This window comes from Congregibacter variabilis, from assembly GCF_045689235.1.
GTDB classification, from domain to species: domain Bacteria; phylum Pseudomonadota; class Gammaproteobacteria; order Pseudomonadales; family Halieaceae; genus Congregibacter; species Congregibacter variabilis.
On sequence record NZ_CP136864.1, the window covers coordinates 3,574,823 to 3,594,584 of the forward strand.

Annotated in this window: 19 protein-coding genes; 12 read left to right on the top strand and 7 right to left on the bottom strand. The window is 54.8% G+C overall.

All coding sequences use genetic code 11. The annotated features are described in order from the left end of the window. The first annotated feature begins 338 nt into the window (after positions 1-338). Positions 339-683 carry a UrcA family protein gene (locus R0135_RS16025; RefSeq protein WP_407347907.1) on the top strand — a complete coding sequence of 115 codons (345 nt, stop codon included), beginning with the start codon at positions 339-341 and terminating at the stop codon, positions 681-683. A 245-nt stretch (positions 684-928) separates the two neighbouring features. On the opposite strand, the gene R0135_RS16030 is transcribed toward R0135_RS16025, so the two are convergent. Continuing rightward, on the bottom strand, positions 929-1,537 hold the full coding sequence (locus R0135_RS16030) for a YegP family protein (RefSeq protein WP_407347908.1): 609 nt from the start codon (positions 1,535-1,537) through the stop codon (positions 929-931). A gap of 179 nt (positions 1,538-1,716) precedes the next feature. On the opposite strand from R0135_RS16030, the gene R0135_RS16035 reads away from it, so the two are divergent. Then, entirely contained in the window at positions 1,717-2,361 is a 645-nt protein-coding gene (locus tag R0135_RS16035) for an NTP transferase domain-containing protein (protein WP_407347909.1), read from the top strand. On the opposite strand, the gene maiA is transcribed toward R0135_RS16035, so the two are convergent. The 3 genes from maiA to R0135_RS16050 are packed head-to-tail and all read right to left on the bottom strand — an operon-like array spanning position 2,328 to position 5,138. Continuing rightward, positions 2,328-2,978 carry a maleylacetoacetate isomerase gene (gene maiA / locus R0135_RS16040; RefSeq protein ID WP_407347910.1) on the bottom strand — a complete coding sequence of 217 codons (651 nt, stop codon included), beginning with the start codon at positions 2,976-2,978 and terminating at the stop codon, positions 2,328-2,330. The two genes, R0135_RS16035 and maiA, sit on opposite strands and share 34 nt — an antisense overlap. 3 nt (positions 2,979-2,981) lie before the next feature. Next, positions 2,982-3,974 (bottom strand): fumarylacetoacetate hydrolase family protein, encoded by a 993-nt coding sequence (locus R0135_RS16045; RefSeq protein ID WP_407347911.1) that lies wholly within the window; start codon positions 3,972-3,974, stop codon positions 2,982-2,984. A gap of 30 nt (positions 3,975-4,004) precedes the next feature. Continuing rightward, positions 4,005-5,138: a homogentisate 1,2-dioxygenase gene (locus R0135_RS16050; RefSeq protein ID WP_407347912.1), complete on the bottom strand. Its 1,134-nt coding sequence runs from the start codon at positions 5,136-5,138 to the stop codon at positions 4,005-4,007. Positions 5,139-5,214: 76 nt separating this feature from the next. On the opposite strand from R0135_RS16050, the gene R0135_RS16055 reads away from it, so the two are divergent. Both R0135_RS16055 and R0135_RS16060 read left to right on the top strand, forming a co-directional pair. After that, positions 5,215-5,691 (top strand): MarR family winged helix-turn-helix transcriptional regulator, encoded by a 477-nt coding sequence (locus R0135_RS16055; protein ID WP_407347913.1) that lies wholly within the window; start codon positions 5,215-5,217, stop codon positions 5,689-5,691. Positions 5,692-5,720: 29 nt separating this feature from the next. Further along, the gene (locus tag R0135_RS16060; protein ID WP_407347914.1) at positions 5,721-7,442 is read left to right on the top strand and encodes an aromatic amino acid hydroxylase; all 1,722 of its coding nucleotides are present in this window, start codon (positions 5,721-5,723) and stop codon (positions 7,440-7,442) included. 31 nt (positions 7,443-7,473) lie between these two features. Here the strand turns inward: R0135_RS16060 and tauD are convergent, their stop codons facing one another. Next, positions 7,474-8,298, bottom strand: a complete 825-nt coding sequence (gene tauD / locus R0135_RS16065) for a taurine dioxygenase (RefSeq protein WP_407347915.1) — start codon at positions 8,296-8,298, stop codon at positions 7,474-7,476. Positions 8,299-8,511: 213 nt separating this feature from the next. Between tauD and R0135_RS16070 the strand changes: the two genes are divergently transcribed. From R0135_RS16070 to R0135_RS16100, 7 genes are all read left to right on the top strand, one after another. Continuing rightward, positions 8,512-9,684, top strand: a complete 1,173-nt coding sequence (locus tag R0135_RS16070; protein ID WP_407347916.1) for an acyl-CoA dehydrogenase family protein — start codon at positions 8,512-8,514, stop codon at positions 9,682-9,684. A gap of 2 nt (positions 9,685-9,686) precedes the next feature. Continuing rightward, positions 9,687-10,307: a glutathione S-transferase family protein gene (locus tag R0135_RS16075; RefSeq protein WP_407347917.1), complete on the top strand. Its 621-nt coding sequence runs from the start codon at positions 9,687-9,689 to the stop codon at positions 10,305-10,307. A 47-nt stretch (positions 10,308-10,354) separates the two neighbouring features. Further along, the gene (locus R0135_RS16080) at positions 10,355-11,557 is read left to right on the top strand and encodes an acyl-CoA dehydrogenase family protein (RefSeq protein ID WP_407347918.1); all 1,203 of its coding nucleotides are present in this window, start codon (positions 10,355-10,357) and stop codon (positions 11,555-11,557) included. A gap of 10 nt (positions 11,558-11,567) precedes the next feature. Beyond that, positions 11,568-12,686: an acyl-CoA dehydrogenase family protein gene (locus tag R0135_RS16085; RefSeq protein WP_407347919.1), complete on the top strand. Its 1,119-nt coding sequence runs from the start codon at positions 11,568-11,570 to the stop codon at positions 12,684-12,686. A 64-nt stretch (positions 12,687-12,750) separates the two neighbouring features. Beyond that, on the top strand, positions 12,751-14,118 hold the full coding sequence (locus R0135_RS16090) for an ABC1 kinase family protein (protein WP_407347920.1): 1,368 nt from the start codon (positions 12,751-12,753) through the stop codon (positions 14,116-14,118). After that, entirely contained in the window at positions 14,115-15,443 is a 1,329-nt protein-coding gene (locus tag R0135_RS16095) for an ABC1 kinase family protein (RefSeq protein ID WP_407347921.1), read from the top strand. Before R0135_RS16090 ends, R0135_RS16095 begins: the two co-directional genes overlap by 4 nt. Beyond that, complete coding sequence (locus R0135_RS16100; RefSeq protein ID WP_407347922.1) at positions 15,440-16,969, top strand: cryptochrome/photolyase family protein; 1,530 nt, start codon at positions 15,440-15,442, stop codon at positions 16,967-16,969. Before R0135_RS16095 ends, R0135_RS16100 begins: the two co-directional genes overlap by 4 nt. On the opposite strand, the gene R0135_RS16105 is transcribed toward R0135_RS16100, so the two are convergent. Beyond that, the gene (locus tag R0135_RS16105; RefSeq protein WP_407347923.1) at positions 16,953-17,159 is read right to left on the bottom strand and encodes a DUF2256 domain-containing protein; all 207 of its coding nucleotides are present in this window, start codon (positions 17,157-17,159) and stop codon (positions 16,953-16,955) included. The two genes, R0135_RS16100 and R0135_RS16105, sit on opposite strands and share 17 nt — an antisense overlap. Further along, positions 17,159-18,505 carry a DASH family cryptochrome gene (locus R0135_RS16110; protein WP_407347924.1) on the bottom strand — a complete coding sequence of 449 codons (1,347 nt, stop codon included), beginning with the start codon at positions 18,503-18,505 and terminating at the stop codon, positions 17,159-17,161. The genes R0135_RS16105 and R0135_RS16110 overlap by 1 nt, the downstream gene beginning before the upstream one ends. Before the next feature lie 130 nt (positions 18,506-18,635). Here R0135_RS16110 and R0135_RS16115 point away from each other — a divergent pair, with 130 nt between their 5' ends. Further along, positions 18,636-19,745, top strand: coding sequence for an NADH:flavin oxidoreductase (locus R0135_RS16115; RefSeq protein WP_407347925.1), 1,110 nt, complete (start codon positions 18,636-18,638; stop codon positions 19,743-19,745). Positions 19,746-19,762: the final 17 nt, after the last annotated feature.

Below are 19,762 nucleotides of genomic sequence, written 5' to 3' on the forward strand. Positions count from 1 at the left end.
GAAAAACCTGTGATTCTATTCTTAAGGGAACATGCAAGCCGCTTTTAGCGTTGCGCCGCATAGACTGCGGCAGTCAATGCTTTGCGTCCAAACGCCTAGTGTACCGCTAATGACCGGTATTCCGGGTGATACGGTCGCCTTTTGGGTTTCTGATTAACAATACGTAATCCCTTGGTCGCTGGATCCTATCGACTTATCGATATGTGCACACACTTCACCGAATCAGCCTATCCGCGCGTTGCGTCTTTCTCTACTTTGAAGCTGTGGCATGGCAATTAACGGCGTGACCCACAAGAAATTCGGCTTTCGGCCACTGACGCAATGTATGGAGAACGAAAATGAAGGCACTTGGTAAAGTAACAATCGCAACTGCAATATCTGGCTTCTTGGCCGTAGCAGCTCTTCCGGCAAGTGCTGAAAGCACTACCAAGGTTGTAGCTGACTCGATCGCCGCACCCACACAGGTGACGGTGAACTTCTCTGATCTTGACCTCGATTCTTCGGCTGGTCAGGTGGCCTTGCAGTATCGGCTTGCTCATGCAGCGGAGCAGGCTTGCGGTTACAGTGACATTCGCAGAGCAGGAGGTGTAGCGCAGGCTGCACGCAATGCGGAGTGCTCTGAGCAATCCTTATCTCGCGCACTGTCCCGTGTGACTTCTTCAGCGGTTGCATCTACTGACTGATCGACCAGGTTCCCGCTACCCCTGGCGGAACCCCCGGGGAGTCGCTGATACCGGCTCCTCGGAACTTTTCTAGACATTAGCTTACGTTTCTCAAGCGAAACATCGCGCACAAGGCGGCCGAGCGACACGAAGTGTATTTTTTGGCGAGGTCGAAATCTGAGTTCGCGATGTAGTGTAGTTATCGCTGAAATTGCTTAGCGCAGATGAAACGAGGCGGCAGTCGACTGGCGACTGCCGCCACAGTTTTACTTCTTTTTAGCTTTCGCCTTTGCTGGTGCCTTCTTCTTGGCCGCAGCTTTCGCTTTTTTAGGCGCTGCCTTCACTTTTTTCACAACTTTTTTTGCAGCTGCCTTAGCTTTCTTAGGTGCTGCCTTAGCTTTCTTGGCGACTTTTTTTGCGGCCGCTTTAGCTTTCTTTGGAGCAGCCTTTGCTTTCTTGGCTACCGCTTTTTTCTTTGGAGCAGCTTTTGCCTTCTTGGCAGCAGCTTTTTTCTTTGGCGCGGCTTTTGCCTTCGGTGCTTCAACAGTCAGATCAACTGTATCTGCGCTAGGTGCATTAAGACCTACCGACTTGATGCCCTTTTCCATGCTTACTGCATTGGAGTACATCTGGCTCTTGCCTACTACCTGTCCGTTGGTTGCCTTCATTACAAAATAAGGCTGGCCCTTGGTTGAAGACTTACGCTCGTAGCGAGCATCTTTATCCGCATTTTTTTTCACGGATGCAATGCCGGCAGTTGCCGAACGTTTGTTGTCGTAAGTCTGGCTAGTAAATACGACTTGCCCGTTACCTGATTTTAAATTGAAGGAGAACTTTCCAGTTTTTCCCTTCTTCAGCTCAAACTTTCCTGCCATGATCAAACCCCTTGAAGCGATCCCGATACCCAGTCACGTTATGTTGGTGCGGAAATACTTATCCGCAATTAACAGCATAAGGCTTTCATCAGCTATCGCAAGGGTTAAAACCGCATTTACTGGGAATAAAATGCGGTGAAAACCCAGGGTGTTTGGAGATAAGAATTGCGAATTTCGCTATGAAAAGAGAACTTTCTTCGATTGTTGAGTTGGGATTTCCTGTGTTGCTCCTTGCTGCAGGTTTCGCAAGACGCTTTGGTTCGGATAAGAGGTCTGTTCTTATGTATTCGAGAAATACGCTGCTAATGCAGTCTATTTCGCAATATAAAGATTTGGGTTTCGATGTTCTAGTATGCCTTTCGGCTAGGGCGCAAGACGACGTTTTAGCGTCAATGCTGCGCGCAGAGTCCATAGCTTGTCTTCGTTGTGTCCGCGCCGAGGAGGGTATGGGGGCTACTCTTTCCGAAGGTGTAGCAGCACTGGGCGATGTGCCCGGAGTTCTCGTTGCGTTGGCAGATATGCCGGGATTGCTCTCGCAGACTATTATGCAGCTTGTGGAACATGCGGATAGTCATCGCATTGTGTACCCGGTTTACGAAGGGCGTCGGGGGCATCCTGTGCTCTTTGGACGACGGTTTCTGTCCCAGCTTAAAGCGCTGTCAGGCGACGTGGGGGGGAGCAATGTCCTTATGGACAATGCGGAGAGTTGTGTCCCTCTGGCGGTTGATGATGCGGGTGCTGTATTGGATGTTGATACCCCCGGAGACCTTCAGCGCGTGCAGCGATTACTTCAGGAGCGTGCTTCCGACGGCGAGTCCGGCTGAGCCGACGGATGTGCCTTTGCAAAGGCTGGCAGCCGTTGGCAACGCTTATCCAGTGCGACGATGCCAGGGAACGGCGATAGGTCGACCTGAAACCGATAGGCGTTGTAAACCTGAGGAATTAAAAACACCTCAAACATCCCCGGATTTTCTGTGAGACTAAAGTTCCCTGCGAAATCTCCTAAGGCGCTCTCGATCGCCGTGAATCCCAGGTTGATCCAATGCGCGTACCAGTCATCAATCTGGTCTTTTTTGAGTCCGAGAGTCCCTCCCAGGTAACGGAGGACTCTCAGGTTGTTCAGTGGGTGGATATCGCAGGCTATATGCTGGCACAAAGCCCTGTGCTGCGCTTTGAGAATCGGGTTTTGAGGGTAAAGCGGCGGGCTGGGGTGCGTTTCTTCGAGCCACTCCAATATAGCGCCGGACTGCGCCAGGGTATCGCCTGAGTCCAGGGTTAATGCTGGCACTAAGCCCTGCGGATTGCTAATGAGGTAGTCCTCACCACGCTGCTGTCCGGTGGTCAGGTCAATCGGGATGATTTGATGCTCCAGTCCCTTAATCTCAAGCGCAATTCGCACACGATAGGCAGCAGAAGAGCGAAAGTAGCTATGGAGTTCCATGGCTTATTCTTTGGGCGCGGTATAGCGCACGATGACCTGATCGATGGCACCGAATATCGATTTATTTTGAGCGTCGAGCATTTCAATATGAATACGATCGCCAAAGCTCATAAAGGGTGTACTGGGTTTCCCATCCCTGATCGTCTCCAGGCAGCGTATTTCGGCCAGGCAGCATGAGCCTGCTTCTGATCCCACGTTGGAGACCGTTCCCGACCCAATAACGGTCCCGGTCATCAGCGAGCGGGATTTGGCGCAATGCGCGATGAGTGTCGGGAAATCAAAAGTCATGTCTTGCCCGGCGTTTGGTGCGCCGACCAGCTCGCCGTTATAGGTAGTGCGCATGGGTAAGTGCAAACGTGAACCATCCCAGGCTTCACCAAGCTCATCCGGTGTTACAAGTACAGGTGTAAACGCGGTCCAGGGCTTGGACTGGTAAAAACCAAACTGCTTGGCGAGTTCTGCGGGGATCAGGTTTCTTAGTGATACATCATTTACCAAGCCGATGAGTTTGATGTGGCTGGCAGCCTGGCCCACCGTGACGCCCGCAGGGACGTCATCGGTCACTATGACGACCTCCGCTTCAAAATCGATACCCCAATCCTCGCTCTCTACTTCTACGGGGTCTTGGGGGCCTATAAACGCATCCGAGGCTCCCATGTACACCAGGGGGTCTTCCCAGAAAGAGGCGGGCAGTTCGGCGCCCCGGGCTTTGCGAACCAGCTCAACGTGTGTGACGTAAGCGCTACCGTCGGCCCAGTGATAGCTTCGTGGTAGAGGCGCCGCGCAACGACTCGTATCGAAGGGCTCTGCCGCACTGTGTGTGCCCTTGCAAAGCTGTTCGTATTCTTGCTCCAACTGTGGGGCGATATTGGCCCAGTCATCTAATGCAGCCTGAAGTGTGGGCGCAATATGACTCGCTGCGCAGCAGGTCTTGAGGTCTTTGTCGACGATCATAAGAAGACCGTCACGACCGGATTTGTAGGAAGCGATTTTCATGGGTGTATTCCTTGTCGTCGGATGTGTTTCTCAGGCGCCTTGGCTGCGCCAGGAGTTGACGTAGTCGGGGTTTTCAACCGGCTTGATAGCGTCTTGAATCTGCAGTGCCCGCCGCGTGTCAATCATTACCGCAACCTCGTCAGTCTCTTTGGCTGGGTCGGTTTGGGACTTGTGCAGGGCTTTAGGATGCGGCCCGTGGGCAAAGCCGCAGGGGTGATAGGTAATCATTCCTGCTTCGATATTGTCGCGACTAAAGAAGTTACCCCGATGGTAAAACAGCACTTCATCGTAGTCGTCGTTGTTGTGATAGAACGGAACCTTCAGAGCGCCAGGATCAGTCTCGATAGGCCGGGGACAGAATGTACAAACCACGAAGCCGCCGCCCACGAACGTCGTGTGGGCGGAGGGCGGAAGATGGTAGCGATGGCTCATCACGGGTCGAATGTCCCGCCAATTCAATCGCAGGACGGTATTGTTGCCGTGCCAGCCCACTGCATCCAGGGGATTAAAGGGAAACGTAACAATGCTCACTTCGTCGTGGCGCTTTATGTGGACGTCCCAGTTATCTTCGCTTTGTTGTGCGAGGAAGGCGTCATTAATGTGCGGATGATCCAGTATCGCCGGGTCGAAGACTGCGTGTGGGCCGAGCATGCCTCGATCGGGTAGTTGGTAAGCGCCATCGCGATCTTCGATGATCAGGCACTCCACAGGCTCCGTTGGCTCGATTCGCCAGGCGGTGCCCCGGGGTATTACAAGGTAGTCCCCATCGCTAAAGTCCAGCTGGCCGTAATCGCAGTAGAGTGAGCCGCTGCCGTTATGGATGAACAGAAGGTCGTCGCCATCGCTATTGCGGACCAAGTGGCGCATAGCGCTACTGCAGCGCCAAAACCTGAGCGCAACATCACTATTGGCCAGTAATGCATCTTGAGAAAACGGCGACTCGCTAAGTGCGTCTAATTGCGTGAGATCAAAAGCATAGGGGCGCAGAGGGCCCTTCCAGTCTATCCAGGCTGTGGGGGGGTGGCGATGGTGAATGTGGCTGGCAGGACCAAAAAATCCTTCTCGGCCCATCTCGCGCTCATAGGTACCGTCCGGGAGGTCGCAATGTGCCTGCCGCGAGTGTTGCCCTTCGCGAATGACATGGGGAAACCACTGTCGGCTCATGGCCTGAATCCTTTTCTCTTGACAGAGTGCCAGCATACTAGTTTCATATGAAACTATCTAGCATCTGAGTATTACCGTGGAAGCGCTTTTCCAACTCGAAAAATTTTTGCCGTACCGCCTCGATCGCTTGGCAAAACATATCAGTGTGTCCCTTGCGCAGGTATATCGCCGCCGCTTCAATGTGACAGTACCGCAGTGGCGTATCCTTGCTCTCCTTCATGAAACGCCCCATATGAGTGCCAAAGATATCGCGCAGCAAGGTAACCTCGATAAAGTTATGGTGTCCCGAGCCTTAGTGGGGCTGGAGGAGCGCGGCTTGCTCGAACGTTATGTCAGTGCGGAGGATGCTCGGGTCAATGAGTTATGCCTGACCACCGTCGGTACTCGACTCTTTGAGTCCATCGCCCCTCTTGCTCTTGACTGGCAAGCCGATTTTCTCAAAGTGCTTACGCCGCAAGAGCGTGACGATTTGGCGAGAATTCTTAGCAAGCTGGAGCAACACTCAAGGTCTAAGGACCCTGTCTCAACAGAAACGGAGAGCGCAACGTCGTGAGTTTAGTGTCCCCGAGCCAAGAGGAAATCGTGGCCAGTTTGCCGCTGCATCTTCGGCCTTTTGTGGCCGTGCAGGACCCGGTCAATCAGTACACACCCCGTGATCATGCAGTTTGGCGTTTTCTCATGACCGCTCTTACCCGGGGCCTCGCCGATACCGCGCATCCGGTGTACCTCGAAGGACTAGCAAGAACGGGAATAGCTCTGGATCACATTCCGTCCATCGACGAGATGAACAGCTGCCTGGCGAAGCTTGGGTGGAGGGCCGTGGTTGTCGACGGCTTTATACCCCCGGCTATTTTTATGGAGTTTCAGGCGCTGAAGGTGTTGGTTATTGCTCTGGAGATGCGCAGCGTCGAGCATCTTCTATACACGCCGGCGCCGGATATTCTTCACGAGTCTGCCGGGCATGCGCCTTTTTTGATTGATGTTGATTACGCGGAGTTTCTTCAGCGTTTTGGTGAGGTGGGTATGCAGGCTATCGCCAGTCAGCATGATCACGAGCTTTACGAGGCCATCCGCGCTCTGTCTATTTTGAAAGAGGATCCGCGCACTGCTGCGAAGGACATTGCTCATGCACAAGCGCGGCTTGCGGCGCTGGCGGCGAGTGAAGAGAAACCTTCGGAGGCGGCACTATTGACGCGTTTGCACTGGTGGACGGTGGAATACGGACTCGTGGGCGACGTCGAGGATTATCGGTTGTTTGGCGCCGGCCTGTTGTCGTCCCTAGGTGAAAGTCAAAGTTGCAGAGATGATGAGCAGGTGCGAAAAATCCCGCTCACGGTTAATGCGGTTGAGACTCCCTATGACATCACATCCACTCAGCCGCAGTTATTTGTAACACGCAGCTGCAAGCACATGAGCCAGATTCTCGAAGAGTTTGCTGCAACCATGGCGGCGAGAACCGGCGGTGCGCTGGGCCTTCGCAAAGCTATAGATTCAGGTGTTGTGTGCACCGCGCAGTACGACTCAGGTGTAGAGGTTAGTGGCGTAATTTCTGACATGCTATGCGATGCGGTGGGTAACGTGATCTATCTGCAGACGCAGGGGCCTACGCAGTTGGCCTGGCGCAACAAAGAACTTTACGGACACTCCACCGAGAGTCATAAAGAGGGCTTTGGCTCTCCCGTGGGTTTGCTCAAGGACTTCAGCCGCTGTTTATCTCAGTACACGATAGATGAGCTTAAGGCGCATCGTATTGTGGTGGGTGAGTCGGTCCATCTCGAGTTTTTATCCGGTATCAGTGTCCGCGGTCGGCTCGAGGGAGTGGTTCGGCAGGAGCACCGCAATCTTTTGCTGAGTTTTAGTGATTGCACGGTTACAACGCTGGACGGCAGAAAATTGTTTCAGCCTGAGTGGGGGCGCTTTGATATGGCGGTGGGTGGCCGCATTACCAGTGTTTTTGGTGGCGTGGCGGATCGAGAGAGCTTCCAGCTCTACAAACCCCTGCCGCGCACAGCAACTCCATCCGAGCAGCCAGACCCAATGCTCATGTCTGCCTATGCAATGCTTGGCGACTTGCACGATGCCGGGCTGCCATTGGATCAGTCTCAGCTGCAGGCGATAGAAAGCACTCTCAATGACTACCCGGCGGAGTGGTTGCTCCGCGTCGAGGTTTTACGCATAAGCAGCGATTTGTTGCCCGAGGCGCTAAGGGCAAGGGCGACTCGTGAGCTTGATACGCTGGTTGTGGAGCCGCAGCATCGGCGGGCATTGGCACTGGTGTTTCCAGAGCAGCTGGAACTCGCGTAAAGGCAGCTCGCCGGAGGATCAGCTGACCGCGTTAGTACGGTCTATCGCCATCGATGGTAATGCGCTCCATCCGGCGATAAGCCGGGAAGTAGTCATTTACCGGTTTGTGCTGCGTGCTGCGGTTATCCCAAATGGCGATGCTATGGGGTTCCCAGTGAAAGCGGACCGTAAACTCTACACGGGCTACGTGTGTGAACAGGAAGTTGAGAATCGCCTGGCTTTCGGCGGGCACAAGACCTTCGATGTGCGTGGTAAACAATGAGTTCACAAATATCACTTTTCGGTTTGTTTCGGGGTGCACGCGAATGACCGGATGGCGCACCGGTGGATTTGCTTCTATGGCCCCGGACAATCGCTCTCGACCTCCGGGTTCGGCGATACTTTCCCTAAATCCCCAGCTGAAGTCATGAACCGCCGTTAGTCCGCCGAGAAAGCTCTGCATTGCGGAAGATAGTCCATCGTAGGCGGCAGTCATGCTGGACCACATAGTGTCTCCTCCTTTGGGAGGCACAACCACAGATTTGAGCACCGTCCCCATAGGTGGATGCTCCCGAAATGTCATATCGCTATGCCATGCTTCGATCTTCGTGGGGTTGTCTGGGGTGCTCTCGAGAATTGTGAGCTCGGGAATGCCCTCGACAGTCTTGTAAGCGGGATGTGTTTGTAACGGTCCAAAGGCTCGAGCCAGATCGCGCTGTCGCTTCCCGGTGATATCTTGGTCACGAAAAAAAATGACCTCATATTGATTGAGCAATTCGCGCAGTTGGGCAATATCGTTTTCGTTTAAATCCTTTTGGAGGTCCAATCCATGGATCTGCGCGCCCAGGGCGCCCGCCAGAGGTTTGATGGAAAGCATGTTTAACACATCCGGATATTCTCGACCGAAATCTTAGCACCGCAGTCGCGGCGTACGCGATAGCCGGATCGTATTGGGCGTCGCTTTTCCAAGCCGCTGCGAGCGTCGGCCCCGGGATGTCGAGAGAGATCAGCATCGGCCGCTTGTCGGGTTGAGCGTCACTCAGTATTATTAAGTGGTACTCAATTATTTGCCTGAGCCCCGGAGGTTTCTTTGTCCCTCGACTTTGATAGTGCCCGTCTCCCTAATCCCCATATTCGACCGGAACACGAGGAGTGGCGGACCCACTTGCGGCGCTTTATTGACACTGAAATTGCGCCATTTGCTCAGGAATGGGATGAGGCAGGTGAGATCCCCATGGATCTTTGGCCCAAGGCTGCAGCGGTGGGTTTACTGGGCATTGGATACCCCGAAGCCTATGGTGGAACGTCCGAAGGTATTGACTCCTGGCATAACTGGATCACCAATGAAGAGCTGAATCGCTTTGCTGTCGGTGGTGTGCCCGCGTCTTTGATGGTTCACGGCATCGGCTTACCGCCGGTGCTTAATTGGGGCTCCGAGGCCATGAAACAAACCGTGGCGCCCCCGGTGCTTGCGGGGAAAAAGCATATATCTCTTGGTATTACCGAGCCTGGCGGCGGGTCCGACGTGGCGAGCCTGCGCACCACCGCCGTTCGTGACGGCGACCATTACATCGTTAATGGCTCAAAGACCTATATCACCGGTGGGATGCGCGCCAACTGGGTGTCCACTGCCGTGCGTACCGGGGGCGATGGTGCTGGCGGTGTGTCCATGCTGCTGATTCCCACGGATGCCGAGGGCTTCTCTCGCACCTCTTTGGATCGAAAGCAGGGATGGTGGGCTTCTGACACCGCGACCCTGTACTTCGATAATGTTCGCGTCCCGGTAGAAAACCTCATCGGCGAAGAGAACCGTGGATTTTTGGTGATCATGACAAACTTTAACAGTGAACGAATGTTCATGGCCGCGTCTATGGAGGCTCTGGGCCGCGTTTGTCTGGAAGATGCGGCGAATTGGGCAAGAGAGCGCAACACCTTTGGTAAGCGTCTCGCCGATCATCAGGTGATTCGCCATAAATTTGCGATGATGAAACAAAAGCTCAACGCGACTCAGGCCTATATTCGAGTCTGCTACGAGAGTATGGAAAACGGCAACGCGAACCCCGGCGACATCGCCTTACTCAAGGTGCAGGCCAGCGAAACCATGGAGTTTTGCGCCCGCGAGGCCATGCAGATTCTCGGCGGAGCGGGGTACATCAGAGGCAATCGGGTCGAGCGTATTTACCGAGAGGTGCGGGTCAACGCCATCGGTGGGGGCTCAGAAGAAATCATGCGCGATTTAGCCGCGCGGCAGTACGGACTATGACTATGAAGCTTTGGCATTGTGCGGGCGCGCGGTCTCTGCGCGCGGTTTGGGCCTTGGAGGAGCTGGGGCTCGACTATGAATTGGTGATGTTGCCCTTTCCGCCACGGGTTTTTCAGCGCGAATATTTAGAGATTAATGCGCTGGGTACGATCCCGTACTTTGTCGACGGTGATGTGGAGATGACCGAGTCCTGTGCCATCCCACACTATCTGGCGACCCGCCCGGGCTGCGAGCACCTCGCCGTGCCGCCCGAGCATCCCGCCTACGGAGATCTGCTTAACTGGACCTATCACGCGGATGCCACGTTGACGTTCCCTCAAACCATCGTGCTGCGCTACACCGTTCTCGAACCGACTCCAGAGAAAAAGCCCGTTGCCGACGATTATGCCAAGTGGTTCATCGCTCGTTTGCGCCGATTGGATGCGCATCTGGAAAACAACGATTACCTTGTGGATGGACGATTCACCATCGCCGATATCTGCGTGGGCTACGCTTTGTATTTTGCTCGAACGCTTAAACTTGATGAGCGATTCAAACCCCAGACTTCGGCTTATCTGGATCGTCTTATGGCCCGCGAGGCATTTATTCGTGCCGATGCAGCGGGTCGGGATTCTATCGACTGAGCCCAGTCTCAATTTAATTTTGTCTCAACAACTATGGAACCTTCGTCATGAACGCTGCAGTTAAAGAATTAGAAGAATTTCGTCGTGAGGTGGCAAGTTGGCTCGAGGCCAATAAACCCGGTGATCCCGGTTTTTTGTTACCGCAAACCTTTATGGAAGTAGGCTCGGAGCAACAGCTGGATTTTCTTCGCGAGTGGCAGCACAAGGTTTGGTCTGCGGGATACCTGGGGATGGCCTGGGCAAAAGAACATGGTGGTCAGGGTGTCGATGCGGTTTATCAGTCGGTGGTTGACCAGGAAATGCGCCGCCAGGCGGTGCCGATCTGCTTTAACGTTATCGGTCTTGGCTGGGCGGGCCCCTTGATCAACGACATCGGCACCGAAGAAGAAAAACAGCGGTACCTAAAGGGTATTTTGAGCGCTGAGGACATTTGGTGTCAGGGTTTTTCGGAGCCCGATCATGGCTCGGATCTGGGTAATGCCCGCACCCGTGCCGAACGCGATGGCGATGAGTACGTCATTAATGGCAGCAAAATCTGGACGACCATGGGGAACTACGCCAAGTACATGATTTTGTTGGCGCGCAGTAATCCTGAGGCAGAGCGTAAATACGACGGCCTGTCCTTTTTTCTGGCTCCTATGACGGTAACGGGTGTTGAGACGCGACCTATCCGAAAGCTCACGGGCGAGTACGGCTTTACTGAGACCTTCTTTACCGATGCCCGCATTCCTGCCGACTGTCTGATGGGCGCCGAAGGTGAGGGCTGGAAAATCGCGATGAAAACCCTGCAGTACGAGCGTGGAGCAGAGGCCGGGGCAGCCGGGGGGCTCGCATTTGTTCGCATCGTGATCGATGACCTGGTGAATCAATTACGCGATGTTAAGCGTGATGGGCGCCCGGTCCTTGATGATCCACTAATGCGCGACCAGTTGGTTTCTTTGATCATGGAGGAGAAAGCGATTGCGCTGGGAGATCGGCGCTCAGGTATCTCTGCGCTGACCAGTGATTATCCAATGTCACTTCCTTTATCTAACAAGTTGCGCTGGACCGAGTACGCCCGGCGCATGCGCCAGTTTGCGATCAACGCCCAGGGCGCCGATGGGGCTTTGTTTGTTGGGGATGACCGCGCTCGGGAAGGCGGTTTCTGGCAGCGCGCGTATCTGAATAGTTTCTCCGCCACCATTGGCGGAGGTACCAGCCAGGTACAAGCCAACATTATTGCCGAGCACGTGCTCGGCCTGCCGAAGTAAGGGGCGCGTTATGTCAGTGATCGGGAATACAGCAATGCGTTTTGACGAAGAGCAAAGCATGCTTCTGGACTATGCACGGAGCTTTTGTGCCGACCGCGGTGGTTTGAATGCTGCGCGGGAGCACTTGGAATCACCTCTGGAGTATAGCCCCCAGGTATGGGAAGAGATGGTCGCGATGGGCTGGACGGGAATAGGCTTGCCCGAAGAAATCGGTGGCTCAGGTCTTGGAATCGGTGCCGCTGTACCGGTTGCCGAGAGTTTGGGTAAGGCGCTTATGGGTACGCCTCTTATATCAACGCTGCTTACAGCACAGCTGCTGCTTCGCGCCGACGCTAGCGCGGCCGCTGATGTGCTTGCGGGTATCGCCGCAGGTGATGCTGCCTGCGTTGCCGAGCTTGAGTCTGAGGACTGGAACGGACCGTCTGGGTGCTTTGTTGATGATGCAGGACTTTTGCAGGGTCGAAAACAGATGGTGATGGATGCCCAGAGCGCGCGCTGGATTGCGGTGCTCATCACCTTTGAGGATGCAAGTGCGATAGCGGTGGTAGATGCCAGAGACCTTGGTGCGCAAGCGATTAGTCCAAGAGTGCTCATCGACAATACGCACAGAGCCGCCGATGTGGGATTTGTGAATGTGCAGCCTGTTTTGCTGGTGTCTGGCGAGTCTGTGTCATCGGCGCTTCGGGATTACCGCCTTCTGGGTGCACTGTTGGTGGCCGCCGAAAGCACAGGTGCTACCGCTGCCTGTCTGGATGTGACCGTTGAGTATCTTAAGACCAGAAAGCAGTTTGGAAAGCTCATTGGCTCATATCAGGCCTTAAAGCATCCCAGTGTCGAGATTCTTACAATGATGGATTCGGCGCGCTCATTTATTTACCACGCGAGTTCTCTGATCACCGATGAGGCGCTCGCCAAGGATCAGGAGATCGCTTGCCGGATGGCCAAAGCGCAGGCCACCGAGGCGCTGAAGTTCGCCGGCGACCGTGCGGTGCAATTTCATGGAGGTATGGGCTTTACCTGGGACTGTGATGCGCAACTGTTTATCCGCAGGGCTCAGTGGGCGCAGCAGCAGTTTGGCGACGCCCAGCATCACCGTCAGCGCTTAGCGGCTTTGCTGATCGACGACTAGTTCATATTATGGACAGTTAGCAGCCCGCTGAATCCCAAGCGGGCTATATTGCGTAACAAGCCTTATGACTAAACGATCTTCAATACGCCGGGGCAGCTTCGGTCGAGGGCTTGCCGTGTCTCTGGCAGGAATCCGTGCAGGCGGAGCGTTCGCAATAGGTTCTGCCGTGGGGCGCCTGCGCGGTGACGACAGCGGTAATAGTGAGTTGATGCGCCGGGAGGCTCGCCGGTTCACGGCAGAGCTTGGCAGGCTCAAGGGCACTTACGTCAAGATAGGTCAGATGATGGCCTTGCTTGGTGAGCATTTTCTCCCCGAGCCGCTGACAGATGCTCTTCATGACCTTGACTCTCAAACGCATCCTCTACCCTGGGCAGAGCTTGAACCTTCTGTTCGGGACAGTCTCGGGGCGCGTTATCGCGAGCTTCAGATAGACACCGAGCCGCTGGCGGCGGCCTCTTTGGCGCAGGTGCATCACGCCACCCGGCTAAGTGATGGCTACGAGTTGGTGCTAAAGGTGCAATACCCCGGACTGGCCGCGGTGATCGATGACGACTTCGATGCGGTTGTTCGTATGTTGCTTTTAACGCGGTGGATCAAAGCAGGACGCGAGATCGATGCCTGGTTTGAGGATATGCGTGAGCAGCTGCACCACGAGATCGATTACCTGCGTGAAAAAAATATGACCCGGGAGGCTCGCAAGCGATTCGCCGCCAGTGATTGCTATCACGTACCAGAGGTCGTAGATGATTTTTGCAGCGACAGCATTCTGGCGCTGGAGTATGTCCACGGGCACCGGGTCACCCAGCCAGAGGTCGCCGCCTTATCGCAGAGCCGTCGCAATGCCCTCGGGCAGGCCATGCTGGAGCTGTTCTTTATTGAGCTCTATGAATGGGGCGTGCTGCAGACAGATCCAAATTTCGGTAACTATCTCATTCACAGCGAAGCTACTGTCGATCGTTTGGTGCTTTTGGACTTTGGGTCAACTTTGGCTTGTGATGACGATTTTCGCCGCCACTTCGGAGACGCCATCGCAGCGGGCCAGACCGGGGACCGTGAATTGTTGGCCGACAGCCTCGTGGGTTTGGGTTGCCTCAAGGCTGATGCCACAGAGTTTGCTCGCGAAAGCTTCTGCGAGTTTTGCGAAATGTTGTTAGAGCCCCTGGCAAACCCGGAGAATCTGCCGGCTGAGTACCTCAATGCAAAGGGCCAGTACTGCTGGGGGCGATCGCGTCTTATGCAGCGGGTGGGTAAGCACGCTGCGAGTTCGGCGGCCACGCGACATTTTGCGACGCCGTCCAGGGACTTTGCGCTCATCGTGCGTAAGCTTACCGGCGTGTTCACTTTTATCACCGTCCTCAATGCTGAGTTTAATGGCCATGAGATAGCGCATCGTTACATCGATGGATGGATTGGCGGTGGGAGTGAGCAATGACAGATTCACCAGACAAGCCGCGCTCTAAAGGAAAAGCCGTGCCGACAAGCCGCACGGGACGATTTGCAAAAGTGGCCCGTCTTGCAGGTGGCGTTGCCGGAGGCATGTTGGCTGAGGGCGCACGGCAGTTACGCGCAGGAAATCGCCCAAGCCGACGCGATCTGCTTTTGACGCCGGGCAATGCCAGGAGAGTGACCAAGCAGCTTTCGGAGATGCGTGGAGCCGCTATGAAGCTGGGTCAGATTCTGTCCATGGATTCTGGCGAGCTGCTGCCCAAGGAGCTGACGGATATTCTCGCTAGTTTGCGTTCCGAGGGAACGAGTATGCCCGAGTCTCAGCTCGAGGAAGCGATGGTTGAAGCTTATGGCGCAGATTGGGAGAGCGAGTTCCATCTGTTTGATCGTTATCCCATCGCAGCGGCATCTATCGGGCAGGTGCACCGTGCTGTGGACCATGATGGCCGAGAGCTGGCGCTGAAGATTCAGTACCCCGGGGTTGGAAAGAGCATTGCGAGTGACGTCGACAATATCGCGACTGTGTTGCGTATTTCTGGCTTGTTGCCTGAGCAGGCAGATATTCAGCCACTGCTGGATGACGCCAAGCGCCAGTTAGAGGACGAAGCCAACTATCTCAAAGAAGCGAAGTTCTTGCAGCGTTTCAACGAGGTTTTGGGGCAGGATGAGCGATTCATTCTTCCCGAATTGGTGCCGGATCTTACGCGCAAAAACGTCCTTGCTATGACTTACGTCGCCGGTGGCCCCATAGAAGCTATCGCCAGGCGCTCGCAGGAAGAGCGTGATCGTGTGGTTTCTGCGCTTGTGGAGCTACTGCTCACCGAACTCTTTGAGTTGCGAATGGTCCAGACCGATCCAAACTTTGCCAATTACCAGTATCGCTGGTCTACCGGAGAAATCGTTCTTCTGGACTTTGGTGCTACCCGGGATTTTAAGGCGCGTTTTGTGAATAACTATCGCAAGCTTGCGGTGGCTGCAGTGCACGGCGATCGCGAAGCTATGACGGTGGCGGCAGAAAAAGTCGGCTACTCCATGGGGGATGAAGACTCTCACTATCGCGAATTGGTGCTGGAGCTTTTGCTTTTAGCGCTGGAGCCACTGCGTGAGGACCGGCTTTATGATTTCGGTACTTCCACTATGCCTGAGCGTCTGTCGACGTTGGGTAAAAAGGCTACGGAATATGCGGATTTTTGGCACGCTCCACCCACGGACGTTGTGTATTTTCATCGCAAGCTTGGCGGAATATTTATGCTCGCGGCAAAGATGAATGCCCGAGTTAATGTCAACGCACTGATGCAGCGCTGGCTATGAGTACTCCTACGCTTCGCCTGATTTTGGGCGATCAGCTGTCGCTGGCAAACCCGGTGCTTGCGAGCGCCGATGCCAAACGTGATTGGATTTTGCTCGCAGAGGTCGCCGAGGAGGCGAGCTATGTTCCCCACAATCGGCACAAAATCGTACTGATCTTTAGTGCGATGCGTCACTTTGCTGCCAAGCTAAGAGAGCAGGGCTTTAAGGTTATTTACCGCAGCTTCGATGAGGCTGTGCCCTCGCTCTATGCGGCGGTCGAAGAGGGCCTGAAAGAGTCTGCGGCCGAAGCTGTGCTGGCTACCGCTCCCGGTGAGCATCGGCTCCTCGTTGAAATGCAAAGCTGGGAATCAAAGTTTGCTGTGCCCGTGCTCATTCAAGAGGACGATAGATTCTTGGCATCTCGGGATTACTTTGAGTCCTGGGCAAGCGGCCGAAAACAGTTTCGTATGGAGTATTTCTATCGGGAGATGCGCCGAAAATATGGCCTGCTCTTGGATAAAGACGGCGAGCCCGAGGGAGGTAAGTGGAACTACGACGCGGACAATCGCGGCGGCTGGCGTGGGCAGGTAGAGGTGCCTGATAGACCGATGGTGGCTCTGGATGAAATCACCCAAGACGTCATCGCGCTGGTCAATCAGTCTTTTGCCAGTAATCCCGGAGACCTGAGTCAGTTTCGTATGGCGGTGACCTCGGAGGATGCGCAAGCGCAGTTCGACTGGTTTTGTGCGCATGCGCTAGAAAACTTTGGGAACTACCAGGATGCGCTTGCAGAAGAGTCGCCGTGGATGTTCCATGGCTTGATTTCCATGTATCTCAATATCGGTCTTCTGGAGCCTTTGCCTGTTTGCCAGCAGGTCGAGAGTGCCTGGCGAGAGGGGAACTGCTCTTTGGCGGCGGCCGAGGGTTTCATCCGGCAAGTTTTGGGGTGGCGCGAGTATGTGCGGGGAATCTATTGGCACGCAATGCCAGAGTATGCTCAGCGAAACACCTTTGATGCCAAGCGCAAGCTGCCGCAGTGGTTCTGGAGCGGAGATACCGATATGCGCTGCCTGTCTCAGGCATTGGGGCAAAGTTTAGAGCTTGGCTACGCGCATCATATTCAACGACTGATGGTGATTGGAAACTTTGCTTTGCTTGCCGGGCTGGATGTTGCCGAAGTCTGTGAGTGGTATCTGGCTGTTTATGTTGATGCTTTTGAGTGGGTGGAGTTGCCCAACACGCTAGGCATGGCCCTGCATGGTGATCAGGGCTTGATGGCGAGCAAGCCCTATGCAGCCTCGGGTAAGTACATTCAGCGACAGGGCAATCACTGTAAAGCTTGTCGCTATGATCCCAAGCAAACTACGGGAGAGGGAGCTTGTCCTTACAACAGCCTCTACTGGCACTTCATCGATAGACATCAGGACTATTTGACAAAGAATGCTCGTATGGGCCTGATTGTTGGTGGTTGGAAGAAGCGTGATGTCGCAGATCGCAAGGCTATCGTTGATTGGGGTGATCAGATTTTGGCTACCGTGCTGGATTAAGCGTTCCTGCTTTCTGCCCGCGTTGGCCTGAACAGCGCCGGGAGCAATATACGATCTGCTCCCAGTTATTCTTCCAGCGAGCCCGCCAATGAAATGGCCGTTCGCAGACCGGGCAGATTTTTTCGGGTTTTGGCTTGCGTGGCTGCACCCGACCTTTTGAAGGCGCTTTTGACGATCTACGGTGGCCCATCAGTTCGTGGGCGAGATCGGCCAGTCTGCCGCATCAGTGACGTACATGGGCTGTGCGGGTCGATCACCGTCCCACTTTTTGGTGAACACACCGTCCGGATCGTGCTGGGCTGTCTGCTTTTCGATGTTGAAGGCCCGTCCACCGCGAGGGTCCGCGCCAACGCCTGCAATGTACTGCCAGTTCCCGTAGTTGCTGCCTACGTCGTAGTCAATGAGATGTTTTTCAAAGAATGCAGCGCCGTAACGCCAATCGATGCCGAACTCATGGATGAGGCAGCTGGCTGTAATCTGACGTCCGCGATTGCTCATCCAACCGGTGGCTACGAGTTGATGCATCAGTGCATTGACCAATGCATGGTTGGTGTCCCCAGCGCACCAACGGGCGAAATTTCGAGGTTCAAAGGTGCACCGTGACACCGCGCCTTCTCGCCCGCCGTGGCGGAACAGCGCGACGCCGTCGCGAAGCGCCCGCCAAAAAAAGTACTCCCGCCATAGCAATTCAAAATACAGCCAGTAGGTGGATTCGTTCGATCCCTGAGCAGCTTCGTGCTCGCGCACGGCCGCCGCAACTTCCCGTGCAGAAATGCTGCCCATAGATAGCCAAGGGGATAGCGTGGAGCTCCCTTCCAGGGGGTCAAGGCAGTTTCGCGTTTCTTTGTACTGTCGAATAGCGCCGCTTTCGAGGAATTGTTTCAACCGCCGCTGCCCTGCGTGGCTGCCCCCCCGCAGTGGCAAGCCCAGCGGTGGTTTTGTGCGCGCGGCGGGTATGTGGTGGAACTGCACCGCAGGGGGCGCTGGTAGTTGCGGTAGATTGCGCGAAGGCTCCTCGGCGTTCAGTTGCTTCTCTACCTTGCGTCGAAAGGGCGAGAAGCTCTGGGGTAGTTCGGGACCAAGAGCCGCGATATCTTGTTCTTTGAACAGTGTATTGCCGTTATGCTCAAGCACCGGGATGTCCAGGCGTTCGCGAAGCACCCGAAGTGCTCGCGTCTCGTAACTCCCTGCACACTGGCTGGTATGCAGCGCGTCGATGCCGTAGTCCCGGACCAGGTCAGGGATAACAAGCTCTGGTGAGCCCTGGAGGACCAACAAATTTTGACCCAGGGGTTGCAGGTCTTTTGACAGCTCAACGAGGCTCTCAGAGATAAAACGCTCGCGTTGCTCTCCAAGTCCCTGGGTGTTGCACCAGGGGCGTTGCTTTGGCCACAGATACACCAGCAGCAGCTCGTCTGCTGCGGACGCAGCGACAAGTCCCGGATGATCATGAAGTCGCAAATCATTGCGAAACCAGTAAATAGCGCGCATAGCAGGCTCAAAGGTAATGGTGCTGTAGATACGCAGTATCGCCAAGGTCAGATGGCATTCTTTGTAGCGCTAAGCTAGGCTGCTTTGCCGCTACTAAGTCAGCGAATAATCATAGACTGAGGAACGGGTTTCAACTGTCCCTCTACATATTTTTTAACTTCATCAGGGAGATTTCATGTCCAACAACAGTGCCCTTTTCGAGCCCTTCACCTTAGGCAAACTCGAGCTTGCCAACCGCACAGTCATGGCGCCCATGACCCGCAATTTGTCGCCGGGCAATGTGCCTCACGACGGCGTCGTTGAGTATTACCGGCAGCGTGCAGCTGGCGGTACGGGACTTATCTTTACCGAGGGTACCTGCGTTAACCATATCGCAGCCAATGGCTACCCGGATGTTCCGTATTTTTGGGGTGAGGAGCGTCTGGCGGTCTGGAAAAAAGTGGCGGACGCCGTTCACGCCGAGGGGGGCAAAATTGCGCCTCAGCTATGGCATGTCGGTGGTATGCGTCGGGCAGGCACCATGCCTGAGGGCGATGTTAACGGGTATGCACCGTCGGGTATGAATGTTCCGGGTAAGGTGAATCGACATGTAATGACTCAGCAGGACATTGATGATGTCGTGCAGGCCTTCGCCGAGGGTGCCCGGGATGCCAAAGCCTGCGGTTTTGACGCGGTGGAGATTCATGGCGCCCACGGATACCTGTTGGACCAGTTTTTCTGGGAAGGCACTAATCAGCGCACAGATGGCTACGGAGGCTCGCTTGATAATCGTGGACGTTTTGTTTGTGAGGTCGTCGCTGCTTGCCGAGATGCGGTAGGGCCCGACTTTCCTATTGCTTTGCGGTGGTCTCAATGGAAGCAGCAGGACTACAACGCAAGGCTTGTTGAGACTCCCGAGGAGCTCGAGCAATTCTTGACGCCTTTGTCAGAGGCCGGTGTGGATATTTTTCATTGTTCTCAGCGACGTTTCTGGGAGCCGGAGTTTGAGGGTTCAAATCTTAATCTGGCGGGTTGGACAAAGAAAATCACCGGCAAGCCGACCATCACTGTGGGAAGTGTGGGCCTTAATGCTGATTTCATTCCAGCGCCGGGCGAAGTTACCTTTAAAGAGGCCGAAACTGCGTCACTCGATGAATTGATTGCGCGACTTGAGGCCGAGGAGTTTGATTTGGTGGCGGTAGGGCGTGCAATGCTAGCCAATGCTGACTGGAGCAATAAGGTCCGTGACGGTGACACCGCGGGACTGGTGCCTTTCCGTAAGGAAATGCTGGCGTCTCTGGGCTAGCTTTAGTTCGCCGAGTC